This is a genomic window from Micromonospora polyrhachis (assembly GCF_014203835.1).
In the GTDB taxonomy this organism is placed as follows: Bacteria; Actinomycetota; Actinomycetes; order Mycobacteriales; family Micromonosporaceae; genus Micromonospora_H; species Micromonospora_H polyrhachis.
Genome location: NZ_JACHJW010000001.1, coordinates 5,979,887 through 5,993,942 on the forward strand (window position 1 = coordinate 5,979,887; position 14,056 = coordinate 5,993,942).

General features: G+C 69.1%; 16 protein-coding genes. 14 read left to right on the plus strand and 2 right to left on the minus strand.

The genetic code is table 11. The features are described from left to right. Nucleotides 1-80 precede the first annotated feature (80 nt). The 3 genes from FHR38_RS26540 (at nt 81) to FHR38_RS26550 (ending at nt 4,092) form a co-directional block, all read left to right on the plus strand. Entirely contained in the window at nt 81-2,336 is a 2,256-nt protein-coding gene (locus tag FHR38_RS26540; RefSeq protein ID WP_184537320.1) for an Hsp70 family protein, read from the plus strand. A 74-nt stretch (nt 2,337-2,410) separates the two neighbouring features. Next, nucleotides 2,411-3,589, plus strand: a complete 1,179-nt coding sequence (gene aroC, locus FHR38_RS26545; protein WP_184537322.1) for a chorismate synthase — start codon at nt 2,411-2,413, stop codon at nt 3,587-3,589. Beyond that, nucleotides 3,589-4,092, plus strand: a complete 504-nt coding sequence (locus tag FHR38_RS26550) for a shikimate kinase (RefSeq protein WP_184537325.1) — start codon at nt 3,589-3,591, stop codon at nt 4,090-4,092. The genes aroC and FHR38_RS26550 overlap by 1 nt, the downstream gene beginning before the upstream one ends. On the opposite strand, the gene FHR38_RS26555 is transcribed toward FHR38_RS26550, so the two are convergent. Beyond that, nucleotides 4,082-4,819: an alpha/beta fold hydrolase gene (locus FHR38_RS26555; protein WP_184537327.1), complete on the minus strand. Its 738-nt coding sequence runs from the start codon at nt 4,817-4,819 to the stop codon at nt 4,082-4,084. The genes FHR38_RS26550 and FHR38_RS26555 overlap by 11 nt on opposite strands. 83 nt (nt 4,820-4,902) lie before the next feature. On the opposite strand from FHR38_RS26555, the gene FHR38_RS26560 reads away from it, so the two are divergent. Both FHR38_RS26560 and FHR38_RS26565 read left to right on the plus strand, forming a co-directional pair. Next, nucleotides 4,903-5,913 carry a helix-turn-helix transcriptional regulator gene (locus FHR38_RS26560; RefSeq protein ID WP_184537329.1) on the plus strand — a complete coding sequence of 337 codons (1,011 nt, stop codon included), beginning with the start codon at nt 4,903-4,905 and terminating at the stop codon, nt 5,911-5,913. Nucleotides 5,914-5,964: 51 nt separating this feature from the next. After that, nucleotides 5,965-6,942, plus strand: coding sequence for a zinc-binding dehydrogenase (locus FHR38_RS26565; protein WP_184537331.1), 978 nt, complete (start codon nt 5,965-5,967; stop codon nt 6,940-6,942). A gap of 93 nt (nt 6,943-7,035) precedes the next feature. Here the strand turns inward: FHR38_RS26565 and FHR38_RS26570 are convergent, their stop codons facing one another. Next, on the minus strand, nt 7,036-7,656 hold the full coding sequence (locus tag FHR38_RS26570) for a helix-turn-helix domain-containing protein (protein ID WP_184537333.1): 621 nt from the start codon (nt 7,654-7,656) through the stop codon (nt 7,036-7,038). Nucleotides 7,657-7,756: 100 nt separating this feature from the next. On the opposite strand from FHR38_RS26570, the gene FHR38_RS26575 reads away from it, so the two are divergent. The 9 genes from FHR38_RS26575 (at nt 7,757) to FHR38_RS26615 (ending at nt 13,946) form a co-directional block, all read left to right on the plus strand. Then, on the plus strand, nt 7,757-8,377 hold the full coding sequence (locus FHR38_RS26575; RefSeq protein WP_312882420.1) for a class I SAM-dependent methyltransferase: 621 nt from the start codon (nt 7,757-7,759) through the stop codon (nt 8,375-8,377). Nucleotides 8,378-8,473: 96 nt separating this feature from the next. Continuing rightward, the gene (gene aroB / locus FHR38_RS26580) at nt 8,474-9,562 is read left to right on the plus strand and encodes a 3-dehydroquinate synthase (RefSeq protein WP_184537337.1); all 1,089 of its coding nucleotides are present in this window, start codon (nt 8,474-8,476) and stop codon (nt 9,560-9,562) included. Between the two features lie 223 nt (nt 9,563-9,785). Further along, on the plus strand, nt 9,786-10,244 hold the full coding sequence (gene aroQ, locus FHR38_RS26585) for a type II 3-dehydroquinate dehydratase (protein WP_184537339.1): 459 nt from the start codon (nt 9,786-9,788) through the stop codon (nt 10,242-10,244). An 83-nt stretch (nt 10,245-10,327) separates the two neighbouring features. Then, the gene (gene efp, locus FHR38_RS26590) at nt 10,328-10,885 is read left to right on the plus strand and encodes an elongation factor P (protein WP_184537341.1); all 558 of its coding nucleotides are present in this window, start codon (nt 10,328-10,330) and stop codon (nt 10,883-10,885) included. Between the two features lie 23 nt (nt 10,886-10,908). Continuing rightward, nucleotides 10,909-11,319 (plus strand): transcription antitermination factor NusB, encoded by a 411-nt coding sequence (nusB, locus tag FHR38_RS26595; protein ID WP_184537343.1) that lies wholly within the window; start codon nt 10,909-10,911, stop codon nt 11,317-11,319. Between the two features lie 147 nt (nt 11,320-11,466). Next, the gene (locus tag FHR38_RS26600; protein WP_184537345.1) at nt 11,467-12,198 is read left to right on the plus strand and encodes a hypothetical protein; all 732 of its coding nucleotides are present in this window, start codon (nt 11,467-11,469) and stop codon (nt 12,196-12,198) included. An 18-nt stretch (nt 12,199-12,216) separates the two neighbouring features. Then, entirely contained in the window at nt 12,217-12,546 is a 330-nt protein-coding gene (locus tag FHR38_RS26605) for a hypothetical protein (protein ID WP_184537347.1), read from the plus strand. A 9-nt stretch (nt 12,547-12,555) separates the two neighbouring features. Continuing rightward, entirely contained in the window at nt 12,556-13,338 is a 783-nt protein-coding gene (locus FHR38_RS26610) for a hypothetical protein (protein WP_184537349.1), read from the plus strand. Next, nucleotides 13,335-13,946: a hypothetical protein gene (locus tag FHR38_RS26615; RefSeq protein WP_184537351.1), complete on the plus strand. Its 612-nt coding sequence runs from the start codon at nt 13,335-13,337 to the stop codon at nt 13,944-13,946. Before FHR38_RS26610 ends, FHR38_RS26615 begins: the two co-directional genes overlap by 4 nt. The last annotated feature ends 110 nt before the right edge of the window (nt 13,947-14,056 follow it).

A 14,056-nucleotide genomic window follows, 5' to 3' on the forward strand; every position in this document is an offset into this window, starting at 1 on the left:
ATATTGAAGCCCTGCCCTAGGGTAATCGTGTGGCGATGGGTGGATATCGGCTCGGTGTCGATTTCGGTACCTCTTCAACGGTGGCGGTGCTGTCGGGTCCGGACGGGCGGGCGAAGCCGTTGCTGTTCGACGCGTCGCCGCTGCTGTCGTCCGGGGTGTTCGCCGGATCGGGGGACACTCCACTGCTGACCGGGGCGGATGCGGAACGTGCCGCGTTGACGGGCCCGGCCGGTTTCGAGACCAACCCGAAACGGCGTATCGACGACGGGGTGATCTGGCTCGCCGAGCGGGAGGTGGCCGTCACCGACGCGATCGCGTCAGTGCTGTCCCGCGTGAGCGCCGAGGCGTGCCGGGTGGCCGGCGGGCCTCCGGATGAGGTGGTGCTCACGCATCCAGCGGGGTGGAGTCGTACGCGGCTGGGTGTCCTGGCAGCCGCCGCCGATCGGGCGCAACTCGGTGAATGCCGCTTCGTCGCCGAACCGGTCGCTGCGGCGGCCTACTTCGCCGACGTCCTCGGCCGGGATCTGCCGGTGGGGCAGTGCCTCGTCGTCTACGACCTCGGTGCCGGCACCTGCGATGTCAGCATCGTCCGCCGTACCGGGGGCGGGCTGGAGGTGGTGGCCACCGCCGGACTCGACGACGTCGGCGGACTTGACCTCGACGCCGTGATCGTTGCCCACGCGCGCTCGCTGACCACCGACAACGCCGACGCGTGGCGGCGGCTGAACTGGCCGCAAACCCCCACCGACCAACGCGCCCACCAATCGCTGTGGCGGGACGCCCGGGCCGCGAAGGAACAACTGTCCCGCCACGTCACCGCTGATCTGCATATTCCGCTCGTTGACACCGTCATCCACCTCACCCGGGACGAGTTCGAAACCGCCGCCCGCCCGCATCTGGACCGCACCACCGAACTCACCACCACGCTTCTGGGCGACGCCGGCATTCCCAGGGAAGACATCGCCGGGGTGTTTTTGGTCGGCGGCTCCTCCCGCGTACCCCTCGTCGCGTCCCTCCTGCACCGCACCCTGCGCATTGCCCCCACCGCCCTCGACCACCCCGAACTCGTCGTCGCCGAAGGCGCCCTCCACGCCCCCACCAAGGCCACCCATCCGTCGGCCGAACCCACCCCACCGACAACAGCGACCCCGATACGGCCGACAACAGCGACCCCGGCACCCCCGGCGAGCACGACACCATTCCCCTCAGCAGGAGTGACACCAGTACCCTCGGCGGACAGCCCAAGCATCGGCAATGCCCACCAAGTCAATCGTTGGCGGCCCCGAAGCCCTCGCGACCGAGCCGTCGTCGCCGGTGCCGCTGCCCTGGTAGTGGTGATCGTCGCCGGGTTGTGGATCTTTCTGCCCTCCGAGCGCCCGGATCGGGCCGGCGGTCAGCCGCAGGCCACCATCACGGGCCAGAACCCGCAGGCCACCGCCACCTCCACCAGCCAGAATTCGCCGCAGGCCACCCCCACCCCCACGGAGCACACCGACACTGTCCAGGACGTGGCGTTCAGCCCGGACGGTAAGACCCTCGCGACTGCCAGCAATGACAACACTGTGCGGCTGCGAGATGCCGGCACCGGAGCAACCAAGGCTGTCATCACCGGTCACACCGAAAGCGTCTTCGACGTGGCGTTCAGTCCGGACGGTAGGAGCCTGGCTTCCGCCAGCGGTGACGACACCGTGCGGCTGTGGGATGTGAGCACCGGGAGCTTCGCCGGCATCCTCACCCATACCGGCTTCGTCAGCACCGTGGCGTTCAGCCCGGACGGAAGGCTCCTAGCGTCCGGTGGTAGCGACCGGACCGTGCAACTGTGGGACGTGGCTACCGGCAAATCCATCGCCACCCTCACCGGCCACGAGGGCGTCGTCGACGGCGTGGCGTTCAGTCCGGACGGCAAGAGGCTCGCCTCCGCCAGTTGGGACTACACCGTTCGGCTGTGGGAGGTGAGCACTGGCAACCCCATCGCGACTTTCACCGGCCACACGTACATGGTCGAGAGTGTGGCGTTCAGCCCGGACGGGAAGACCCTCGCTTCCGCCAGCGGTGACGACACCGTGCGGTTGTGGGATGTGGCCGCCCTCAGGCCCGCCGCCACCCTCCGGGGCCCCGACGGTTTCGGCGACGTGGCGTTCAGCCCCGACGGTAGGACCCTCGCCACCGCCGGCGATGACGGAGCCGTGCGGCTGTGGAACCTAGCGACCCGTAAGACCACCGCCACCTTCCGACACGACGGGTACGTCACCAGCGTGGCGTTCAGCCCCGACGGCAGGACCCTCGCCAGCGGCAGCACCGACGAAACCGTACGGCGGTGGAAGCTCGGCACCTGACCGTGGTCGTCCGCAGGGCGGGACGGTGTGACCGGTGCGTGGTACCGGACCATGCCCGTGACAGACTGGCCATCGTGTTGCGCTGGCTGACCGCAGGTGAATCCCATGGCCCCGCTCTCGTTGCTCTCCTGGAGGGGGTACCCGCCGGGGTGGAGGTGACCAGCGCGGAGATCGTCCGTGAACTGGCCCGCCGCCGGCTCGGCTATGGCCGGGGCGCGCGGATGTCCTTCGAGCAGGACGAAGTCGAGATCATCGGCGGGATTCGGCACGGGGCGACCCTGGGCAGCCCGGTCGCGATCCGGGTCGGCAACTCCGAGTGGCCCAAGTGGCAGACCGTGATGGCCGCCGACCCGGTCGACCCGGACGAGTTGGCCAGGCAGGCGCGCAACGCGCCGCTGACCCGGCCCCGGCCGGGCCACGCCGACCTGGCCGGCATGCAGAAGTACGGCCACACCGACGCCCGGCCGATCCTGGAACGGGCCAGCGCCCGGGAGACGGCCGCTCGGGTGGCGGTCGGCACGGTGGCCAAGGCGCTGATCCGGCAGACCCTCGGCGTCGAGATCGTTTCGCACGTGACCGAGCTGGGGTCCGTCGCCGCCCAGCCGAGCCTGCGCCCCCGCCCCGAGGACGCCGAGCGGATCGACGCCGACCCGCTGCGCTGCCTGGACCCGGAGGCGAGCAAGCGGATGGTCGCCGAGGTCGACGCCGCGAAGAAGGACGCGGACACCCTCGGCGGCATCGTCGAGGTGCTCGCCTACGGCGTACCGCCGGGGCTGGGCAGCCACGTCCAGTGGGACCGCAAGCTCGACGCCCGACTGGCCACCGCGCTGATGTCCATCCAGGCGATCAAGGGCGTGGAGATCGGTGACGGCTGGCAGCAGGCCCGCTCGCGCGGGTCGGTCGCGCACGACGAGATCGTGCCGACCGAGACCGGGGTGCGCCGGGTGACCGATCGGGCCGGTGGTCTGGAGGGCGGCATCACCACCGGCGAGCCACTACGGGTACGGGCGGCGATGAAGCCGATCTCCTCGCTGAACCGGGCGCTCTCCACGGTGGACGTGACCACCGGCGAGCCGGCGACCGCGATCAACCAGCGCTCCGACGTGTGCGCCGTTCCCGCCGCCGCGGTGGTGGCCGAGGCGATGGTCGCCCTGGTGCTGGCCGAGGCGGCTACGGAGAAGTTCGGTGGCGACTCGGTCGCCGAGATCCGCCGCAACCTCACCGGCTACCTGGAAAACCTGGTGATCCACTGATGGCCCCGGTGTGTGTGCTGGTCGGAGCACCCGGTTCGGGCAAGACGACCACCGGTCGGGCGCTGGCCGCCGCGCTCGGCGTCGATTTTCGCGACACCGACCAGGACATCGAGGCGACCGCCGGCAAGCCGATTCCCGAGATCTTCATCGACGAGGGGGAGGAGCACTTCCGTACCCTCGAACAGGTGGCCGTGGCCACGGCGCTGGCCTCCTTCGACGGGGTGCTCGCCCTCGGCGGTGGGGCGATCCTGGCTGAGGAGACCCGGGCGGCGCTGGCCGGACACACCGTGATCTACCTGTCGGTGGAGTTGACCGACGCGGTCCGCCGGGTCGGTCTGGGCGTGGGGCGACCACTGCTGGCGATCAACCCACGCGCCACCCTCAAACACCTGCTCGACCAGCGGCGACCGCTCTACGAGCAGGTCGCCACCAGCACCGTCGCCACCGACGGCCGCAGCACCGAACAGGTCGTCGACGAGGTCCTGAGCATCCTCAAGCGGTAGCCGGCTCGGCGACGACCATCAACAGTTCGGCCAGCCGCTTCGGTTCGCCGAGCATCGGCCAATGGCCGGTGGGTAGGCCGTGGACCTCGGCACCGGCCAGCCCGGCGAAGAACGAGTGCCCCTGCGCGATCATCTGGCGGGCCACCTCGGCCGGAAACGTGCAGGCGATCAGCGCAGTCGGCACCGGCTGTCTGCCACTGACACGGACCGGGTCGGTGGCGGTACGCACCGGCTGCGGCGTGCTGCGGGCGCGCAGCAGCGCCAGGGTCTCCGTGTCCAGCCCGACGTAGTTCTCCGGGTCCTCCTCCGGCTCCCAGGCCGGTGGGGGAAGCAGGTGGCCGTCGCCGATCAGGTCCCGCAGCCGCTTCTGCTCCTCTGGCGGGAGGGTGTCGAACTGCGCCGTCCCGTCGGGCAGCGGGCCGCTGTCGACGTAGACCACCCGGGCGATCCGCTCCGGGATCCGGTCGGCAGCCTGGGCAGCCGGCATTCCGCCACCCGAGTGGGCCACCAGCACCACGTCCCGCAGGTCCTCGGTCTCGATCAGCCGGACGATGTCGGTGGTGTGGGTGTCCAGGCCGACGTCCGGGGTGGCCAGGTGCGACCGGTCGGCCAGCCCGGTCAGGGTTAGCGGATGTGCGTCGTGCCCGGCGGCGCGCAGCACCGAAGCGACATTCCGCCATGCCCAGGCACCGAGCCAGAAACCGGGAACCAGTACGAAGGTGCTCATCTCGATCTCCTTGATCGCGTCGCTGTCGAGTAGACCGTAGGGTTGAATCCGGACAGGTTCCGCCCGGATTTGGAGAGTGGTCTGTGTCACATCCCGCCGCCCGGGTGCTCGGCATGCTCGAACTGCTCCAGAGCCATCCCCGGCTCACCGGCGCTGAGCTGGCCGAACGCCTCGACGTCGATGAGCGCACCATTCGCCGCTACGCGACCACTCTGGTCGATCTGGGCATCCCGGTCGTTGCCGTCCGGGGCCGGTACGGCGGTTACCGGCTGCTGCCCGGTTACAAACTCCCGCCACTGATGCTCACCGATGAGGAGGCAGTGGCGGTGCTGCTCGGGCTGATCGCCGCCGAGCGAATCGGCCTCGGCACGGAGGCTCCCGCCACCGCACTGGCGCAAGCCAAGATCCGTCGGGTGCTGCCCGCCGCGCTGGCTGAACGGCTCTCCGCCGTACAGGAGACGCTCGGGTTCACCCTGCACCCGCGTACCGCGGCGACCAGGCCGGCGACCGCGATCCTGCTGGCCCTGGGGGCCGCCGCCCGGTCCCGGCAGCGGGTCACCATCGACTACCGGTCATGGAAAGGTGGTCAATCCCAGCGGGACCTCGACCCGTACGGCCTTGTCTTCCACTCCGGCCGCTGGTACGTCACCGGGCACGACCATCGGCGTGACGAGATCCGTACGTTCCGGCTGGACCGGATCATCGCCGTCGAGCCTGGTCAGCTGAGTTTCAGCGTGCCGGACGGCTTCGACCCGGTCGGCCACGTCACCCGCTCCCTGGCCGGGGTGCCCTACCGCTGGGAGGTCGAGGTGCTGCTGGAGACCGACCTCGCCGAGGCCCGCCGCCGGATACCGGCCAGTGTGGCCGAGCTGTTTGAGGCACCGGACGGTGTGCTGCTGCGGACCCGCGCCGAACACCTCGATGGGATGGCCCAGATGCTTGCCGGCATCGGCTGGGACTTCATCGTCGTACGCCCTGACGAACTGCGGACCGCCGTCGCCGAATATGCCGCTCGGCTCGCTGCCCTCGCCCAGCGGGAGTCCAGTGTGCTCGGTCATGGTCGACCCATCGGGGAATCAACTGGCCCGGCATAGCTTTTGATCGAGCAGATGGATGGCTGGCACACGACGGGGAGGCCCAGGCCAATGTACGCAGTGGTAATGGACGAGTTCGGCGGTCCGGAGGTGCTTCGATACCGGCAGGTGGCCGACCCGGTCGCCGGCCCCGGTCAGGTGCTTGTGGCGGTGGAGTACGCCAGCATCACCTTCGTCGAGACCCAGGTCCGGGCCGGTCGGGGGCCGGCGGCCATCAACCGGCCCACGCTGCCCCGGGTGCCCGGCAACGGGGTTGGCGGCCGGATCGTCGCAGCAGGTCCGGATGTCGATCCGGCACTGGTCGGTACGACCGTGGTGACCACCACCGGCGGCGAGGGCGGGTACGCCGAGCTGGCCCTGGCCCGGGCCGAGGAAACGGTGCCGGTTCCCGCCGATCTTCCGTTACGAGACGCGACCGCTCTGCTGGCCGATGGTCGTACGGCCCTCTGGCTGCATCGCCGCGCGCAGGTGCAGTCCGGCGAGTGGGTGCTCGTCGAGGCGGCTGGCGGCGGGGTGGGCAGTCTCCTGGTGCAGCTCATGGTCGACTCCGGTGCCCGGGTGGTCGGTGCCGCTGGCGGCGAGGGCAAGAGTGAGCTGGTGGCCTCGCTCGGTGCGGCCGGTTACGTGGACTACTCGACGCCCGGCTGGTCCGGTCATGTCGTCGAGATCGTCGGGTGTGCCGGGCTCGATCTCGTCCTCGACGGGGTCGGCGGCGACATCGCTGCCGAGGCGGTCACCGCCCTCCGGGACGGCGGCAGGGTGCTCAGCTATGGGATGGCCAGCGGCTCGTGGTCTGCCCTCGACGACGCCGAACTCGCCGCCCGTTCGATCACCGTCGTCGGTGGCGCGCCGCTGACGCCCGCCGAGGCGCGGGCACTCAGTAGCGAGGCGCTTGCCCTGGCTGCCGCCGGTCGACTGCGACCGACGATCGGCCAGGCCCGCCCGCTTGCCGAGGCGGCAGCGGCCCACGCCGCCATCGAGGCCCGCGCCACCACGGGCAAGACACTGCTGGTTCCGGACCGGGGCTGAGGCGTTTGGCTGCGCTCGTTGGTGCAGTCTCGTGCCTGGATCGCGGTCGGGTGGCGGGCATGACCGGAACTCAAGACGGGCTGTCACAGGAACTCAAGACGGGCTGTCACCGGCCGGGTCGTCCGAGGGCGCGTCGGCCTTGGGTTGGGCGCGGAGGTGGGCACGTTCGCCCTGCCTGCCGAAGAGGCTGAGAAACTCGACTGGTTCGGCGTCGGTGGCGCCGAACCAGTGCGGTACCCGGGTGTCGAACTCGGCCGCTTCGCCGGGTGAGAGCACCAGATCCTGGTCACCGAGGACGAGCCGTAGTCGCCCGTTGAGGATGTAGAGCCATTCGTAGCCCTCGTGGGTCTGCGGGTCGGGTTCTCTTGGGTGGCTGCCGGCCGGGATGATGAGCTTGTATGCCTGGATACCGCCGGCTCGGCGGGTCAACGGGAGCATCGTCATGCCGTGGCGGGTGACCGGGCGCAGATGGATGCGTGGATCTCCGGTGGGTGGTGCGCCGACGAGTTCGTCGAGGGTGACGCCATGAACCCTGGCCAGGGGTAGTAGTAGTTCGAGGGTCGGCCGGCGGGCACCGGACTCCAGCCGGGAAAGGGTGCTCACCGAGATGTCGGTCGCTGCCGACAATTCGGTGAGCGTGGTTTCGCGCCGTCTCCGCAGGGCGCGTAGCCGAGGGCCGACCGCGTTGAGGGTGGGGTCGAGGTCGCTGTCCATGCCGCTAGTTTGCCAGATTGGCAAGAACGTTTGCGGGAATGGCTCTCGGTGCACATTCTTGTCGTGGCAGTGGTCAGGGAGTCCGCGGAGGAGAGCCGTCGTGTCCGAAGAATTCGACCGGACGTTCTGGGAAGAGCGTTACCGCAGCCACACCACGAACCATCATGGGCGGCCCAATCCGCAACTGATCGCGGAGACCGGGGAACTGGTGCCCGGCACGGCACTTGACGCGGGCTGCGGCGAGGGAGCCGACGCCATCTGGCTCGCCTCGCGCGGCTGGCGGGTGACGGCGGTGGACATCGCCACCACGGCGCTGCGCCGAGCGCAGGAGCACGCAGAAACCCTCGGTGGGGAGATCGCGAGCCGGATCGACTGGGTAGCGGCCGATCTGACCAGTTGGACGCCTCCCGACGCCCACTTCGATCTGGTCTCCACCCACTACGCGCACCCGGCAACATCACCTGATGTGCTGTTCCGCCGGCTGGCAGCAGCGGTCGCGCCGGGCGGCACACTGCTCGTCGTCGGCCACCACCCATCGGATCACATCTCGCACGGCGCGGGCCCAGAGGTGCACTTCACCGCCGAGGAGATCGCGGCCAGCCTCGACCCCGACCGGTGGGACATCCTCGTCGCCGAGGCCAGATCCCGATCGGTTACCGACCATGGCGGACGGGAGATCACCATCCGGGACGCCGTACTTCGGGGCCGCAGGCGGCCATGAGCCTGACGCGGTGCAACCCCGTGACGATCTCCGCCTGATTCCCGCTCGTACACGGTCCCGGATGCCTGGGAAACCAGTCATCTAGGCTCTGACTTGATGAACGACGTGACCCGAATCCCGGTTGGTGGCGAGCGGCCCTATCAGGTGCTCGTCGGTCGCGACCTGCTCGACGCGCTGCCGTCGCTGGTCGAGGGGGCGGCGCAGGTGGCTGTGCTGCATGCCGCGCCGCTGAAGGCCCGTGCCGACGAGGCTGCCGAGACGTTGGCCGCAGTTGGCGTACGACCGACGTTGATCGAGGTGCCGGACGCCGAGGCGGGCAAGACCATCGAGGTCGCCGCCGCCTGCTGGGACCGGCTCGGCGAGGCCGGGTTCACCCGTACGGATGCGGTGGTCGGCGTGGGCGGCGGCGCGGTCACCGACCTGGCCGGCTTCGTGGCCGCCGGTTGGCTCCGCGGGGTGCGCTGGGTGCCGGTGTCGACGTCGCTGCTCGGCATGGTCGACGCGGCGGTCGGCGGCAAGACCGGCATCAACACCACGGCGGGCAAGAACCTGGTCGGGGCGTTCCACCCGCCGGTCGGGGTGCTGTGCGACCTCTCCACCCTGGAGAGCCTGCCCCCGGTCGACCTGACCGCCGGCCTGGCCGAGGTGGTCAAGTGCGGCTTCATCGCCGACCCGGCCATTCTCGACCTGATCGAGGCCGACCCGGCAGCGGCCACCGACCCGGCCAGCCCCGTGCTGCGGGAACTGGTCGAACGGGCCGTGCGGGTCAAGGCCGACGTGGTCACCGGCGACCTGCGCGAGTCGGGCCGCCGCGAGATCCTCAACTACGGCCACACGCTGGCCCACGCGATCGAAAAGGTCGAGGGCTACCGCTGGCGGCACGGCCACGCAGTGGCGGTCGGGCTGGTCTACGCCGCCGCGCTGGCGGAGCGCGCCGGCCGACTCGCCGACGCCGGCGCGGTCGCCCGGCACCGGAGCGTGCTGGAGAGTCTGGGACTGCCGGTCGCCTACCGGGCCGACGCCTGGCCGGAGTTGCTGGCCGCGATGCGTGTCGACAAGAAGGCCCGGGGCGCGCGGCTGCGCTTCGTCGTACTGGACGGGTTGGCCCAACCGTCCATCCTGGCCGGTCCGGACGACGCGTTGTTGCATTCCGCGTACGAGGAGAGTGTGGCGAGTTACCAGTGAGTGCGAGGAGTGAGCGTAGCGAGCCCCGCAGTCGCGAACGAAGGATGGCACCGTGAGTGCGAGGAGTGAGCGTAGCGAGCCCCGCAGTCGCGAACGAAGGATGGCACCGTGAGTGCGAGGAGTGAGCGTAGCGAGCCCCGTAGTCGTGAACGAAGGGTGGCTGGGTGAGTGTGAGGAGTGAGCGTAGCGAGCCCCGCAGTCGCGAACGAAGGATGGCACTCTGATGAAGACGTACGTGCTCAACGGGCCCAACCTGGGCCGGCTCGGCACCCGGCAGGTGGACGTCTACGGGCTGATCAGCTATGCCGGGCTGGTCGAGTTGTGCCAGACCAGCGGTGCCGAGTACGGGCTGGACGTCGAGGTACGCCAGACCGACGCCGAGCACGAGATGCTCGCCTGGCTGCACGCGGCGGCCGACGAGCAGGCTGCGGTGGTGCTCAACCCGGGTGCCTGGTCTCACTACTCGTACGCGATCCGGGATGCCTGCGCGATGCTGCGCGGCCCGCTGGTCGAGGTGCACATCTCCAACATCCACGCCCGGGAGGAGTTCCGGCACCATTCGGTGGTTTCCGCCGTGGCGACCGGGGTCATCTGCGGGCTCGGGGTGCACGGCTATCGGCTGGCCCTGGCGCACGTCGCGCACCTGGCCCGAGCCGACGAGTCGACGGCGGGACAAGGCTGACCGGGTAACCCGAGCCAGCGGCTACACCCTCCGGCCCAGTAGACTTGTCAGGTCTGTCCGCCAATTGAAGATCAAGGCAGGAAATGGCCACCACCAACGACCTCAAGAACGGCTTAGTACTCAACCTCGACGGTGAGCTGTGGGCCGTCGTAGAGTTCCAGCACGTCAAGCCCGGCAAGGGTGGCGCTTTCGTGCGCACCACGCTCAAGAATGTGCTGTCCGGCAAGGTCGTCGACAAGACCTTCAACGCGGGCACCAAGGTCGAAACCGCCACCGTCGACAAGCGCACCATGCAGTACCTCTACGCCGACGGTGAAGACTACGTCTTCATGGACCTGGAGACCTTCGACCAGATCCAGGTGCCGGGCGGAACTGTTGGCGAGGCGGCCAACTACCTGCTGCCCGAGGCCGAGGCGATCGTGGCGACGCACGAGAGCGTGCCGCTCTACATCGAGCTGCCGACCAGCGTCGTGTTGGAGGTCACCTACACCGAGCCGGGCCTTCAGGGCGACCGTTCCACCGGTGGCAACAAGCCGGCCACGGTCGAGACCGGGGCGACCGTGCAGGTTCCGCTCTTCATCACCACCGGTGAGAAGATCAAGGTCGACACCCGCGACGGCCGTTACCTCGGCCGAGCCTGATGGCGGAGGGACCCAAGTCGCAGATGCCCGCTCGCCGTAAGGCGCGCAAGCGGGCGTTGGACGTCCTCTACGAGGCCGACCTGCGTGACCTCCCACCGGTCCAGGTGCTTACCGGCTATGTGCAGCGGCTGGAACTGCCACGTCCGGAGCACCTGGAATACGCGGTGGGTCTGGTCGAGGGGGTTGCGGCGCATCTGGGGCGCATCGACGAGCTGCTCGCGAGCTACGCCGAGGGCTGGACGCTGGAGCGGATGCCGGTCGTGGATCGCAACCTTGCCCGGATCGCCGTCTACGAGCTGCTCTACGTCGACGAGATCGACGATGCGGTGGCGATCAGCGAGGCGGTCGAGTTGGCCAAGCAGATGTCGACCGATGATTCACCTCGGTTCCTCAACGGCATCCTGGGCCGGATCGCCGAGTACGCCACCCGGTAGTCCCAGCTACTGTCCGGTTTCCTACTGGATGTGCTCCTCGGGTTGTTCTCGATACAGCGAGTAGCTACCGTGATCGCGGCTTGCAACCGGCAGGACGCGAACGGGGATCTGATGCGGCAGCAACCATCCGGGAGGTCTTCTCCGGCGGTGGCCATGGCGCGGCTGCGGGACGAGATGTTGGCGCTGGCCGGTCAGCTCAGGGCCGCGTCCAGCGCCACGACGCTGACCTTCACCGGCGAGGACGACAGCGGCAGCGTACGGGTCACCCTCGACCCGGCTGGTCGTCCTGGTGAGGTGCTGGTCAGGGCCGGTTGGCGTGATTCGACGGCCGACCGGGCCGGCCTCGCCGAGGCGGTACGGCAGGCGTGGCGGGCTGCGGTCAGCGCCCGTCTGACGGCGTGGAGCGAGGCGGTGGAGGAGAGCTCCCCGCCCGCTCCGACCGTCGAGTGTGAATCGTTCAGCACTCCGGTGCTACCCGCCGACGCCGTACCGGGCGACCTGTTGGACTACCGGGCCCAGAGCAATCTGTCTGGCCTCACGTCACTGCTCGCCGACGCCGAGGCTGCCCTCGACGAGCTGCCAGCGATCACTTCTGCCGTTACGCCGGCCATGGCGGACGGGCGTAGCCCTGGCCGCGAGGTTACGGTCACGATCGCTGATGGCGAGCTGATCGAGCTGCGTCCCGATAGTCGATGGCTGGCCGATGCGGCCCCGGCGACCATCAGCCGGATGATCCAGGCTGCGCTCACCGATGCCTACCGCAACCTCGACCAGAGTCAGGGGCAGGGCCGCGTACAGCCGGCCGCCCTGCGGGAGTTGACCGAGTTGACCAACGATCCCGTCACCTTGATGCACACCGTCGGCCTGCTACGCGGCTGAGGAACGGGGAGCCGAACAATGCCGCCACCCGATGGCCTGACCGAGGACCAGCTAAAGGTCGCCACGGACGCCCTTCGCAAGGACGCGAAGGAATGGCTCCGCTGGTCCCATACCCTCTACACCGCGTCCCAGACCGCCGCCGGCCTCACCCTGCGGGGTGGTGAGATGTGCGTCCTGAGCGAGATGATCGGCCTGCCCGACCTGTACGCGGCGGTCAAACAACAGGCGGCCGAACTCGCTTTAGCGGGGGCGGCGACCTTTCTCGACGTGTCGGATGCGCTGATTCTCGCCGCGCGTTACTACGACGAGTCGGACCAGAACGCGCGCCAGCGATTGACGCCACGGTAGGGAGACGATGTGACCATCGCGATGGCCGTACCGGTCGTCATCACGAAGTTCGACGAACTGGACGAGCAGGTACGCCGGTTGCTCGTCCGACTGTCCGAGGGCATCGACCGGGTGATCGACACCGCCCGCAGGTCATCCCGCCTACTGCCGAACGCCGCTCAGGTCGACGCACTCTGCGTCCGGTTGCGTGATTTTTGGGAGCAGGTCCGCCAGGGGATCAAGCGGGTGCTGGAGCCGGTGGGCAAGCCCTGGACGGTGTGGGAGACCGGAGCTGCCTGGGCGGAGAAGTTCGCCGGCCCGCTCAGTGCGCACCTCGGCGAGATGAACGAGCTTCATCTGAGCGCCGACTACGAGTGGGACGGTCGGGCCGCCGAGATGTACGCCGCAGCGACCAGCCGGCAGAAGGAGGCGCTTGCCGCGTTGCAGGGGATCGGCAACGACCTGCACACCTCACTCGGTCATGTGGCAGTGGCGATTTGCGCCCTCTGGGCCGCAGTCGTATCCGGGTTGCTGGTGGCGGCTGCCAACCTTGCTCTCGCCGTGGCGTCAGCGGTCAGCGGCATCGGAGCACCTGCGGCCGTTGCGTTCCTGATCGAGACGTTGGCGGCGTTGGCTAGCGGCGTCGCGGTGGGCATTGGCGGTTTCATGCTGGTCGCGGAGCGGGCCAACGACGCGATGATGACCCTGCAGGCTCGGCTGCACGACAAGAGCGCCCTCGACGGCGGCCAGTGGCCGGCAGCCAAGAGCGAGCGCTACCGGGACGGTGCGTCGTGGAAGCTTGCGGAAGAATGACCCGCCCACAACCCCCGGAACCGGCCCTTCGCGATCTTTCTCGGTTTCTGCGCGGTCTGCGGGTTTTCCGATGGTTCGGCTCGGCGATCGGCGTCTTCGGACTGCTCATTGCCTGCTGCGCCGCGCCAGCGAGCAACGACTTGAAGGGCTTGTTGATCCCGGCGAGTTACCTTGTTTTCGGTTTGCCGGGCCTTGTGTTGTTGCTGATCAGCCTTACCCGAGCAATTGCGGCTATTGATGTTGCGTCGTGGAGCGTTTCCCAAGCTGGACTTCTTGGCGCGCGGCACTGGTCCTGGGCCGCCGGTACGTTCTTCGCCGCGAACGTCTTCGCTTTGCCACTTGCGCTACTGCTCGGGGCCGAGCTGTCGCTGGCGCTACTGCTCACCCTGCCCCTCGCTTTTGTCTTGCTGATGCTTCTTGCTGTTGCTGGCTGTTACGGGTACTACTACCAGCGACTGGCGAGGTGGCATCGGGAGGCGCCGCCGGAGGCACTGCGGCCGACGAAGGTGGGGGGTGGGACGTGGGGCCCCGGGCAAGTGGTTTTCCCGCCGGACCAGCAGCCGCCCGCTGAGCATCGACCGTCTGTTGGTCCGCCGTCCGGCGGCTGACGACCGTACCAGCTGCCCCCGCCTCCCTTGTTAATCATGAGGTTGGCCGGTACGGGGCCCTTCGGGGTGGATCTCTCAAGAGGTGAAGAGCGCCTGCGGGTCGGCATCGG

What these genes read in the sequence shown, in the direction of transcription:
- nusB (WP_184537343.1), top strand. Translation starts at nt 10,909, where the DNA reads ATGCCCGCTCGCCGTAAGGCGCGCAAGCGGGCGTTGGACGTCCTCTAC.
- FHR38_RS26615 (WP_184537351.1), top strand. Translation starts at nt 13,335, where the DNA reads ATGACCCGCCCACAACCCCCGGAACCGGCCCTTCGCGATCTTTCTCGG.
- FHR38_RS26555 (WP_184537327.1), bottom strand. Translation starts at nt 4,819, where the DNA reads ATGAGCACCTTCGTACTGGTTCCCGGTTTCTGGCTCGGTGCCTGGGCA.
- aroB (WP_184537337.1), top strand. Translation starts at nt 8,474, where the DNA reads ATGAACGACGTGACCCGAATCCCGGTTGGTGGCGAGCGGCCCTATCAG.
- FHR38_RS26570 (WP_184537333.1), bottom strand. Translation starts at nt 7,656, where the DNA reads ATGGACAGCGACCTCGACCCCACCCTCAACGCGGTCGGCCCTCGGCTA.
- FHR38_RS26550 (WP_184537325.1), top strand. Translation starts at nt 3,589, where the DNA reads ATGGCCCCGGTGTGTGTGCTGGTCGGAGCACCCGGTTCGGGCAAGACG.
- FHR38_RS26605 (WP_184537347.1), top strand. Translation starts at nt 12,217, where the DNA reads ATGCCGCCACCCGATGGCCTGACCGAGGACCAGCTAAAGGTCGCCACG.
- efp (WP_184537341.1), top strand. Translation starts at nt 10,328, where the DNA reads ATGGCCACCACCAACGACCTCAAGAACGGCTTAGTACTCAACCTCGAC.
- FHR38_RS26565 (WP_184537331.1), top strand. Translation starts at nt 5,965, where the DNA reads ATGTACGCAGTGGTAATGGACGAGTTCGGCGGTCCGGAGGTGCTTCGA.
- aroQ (WP_184537339.1), top strand. Translation starts at nt 9,786, where the DNA reads ATGAAGACGTACGTGCTCAACGGGCCCAACCTGGGCCGGCTCGGCACC.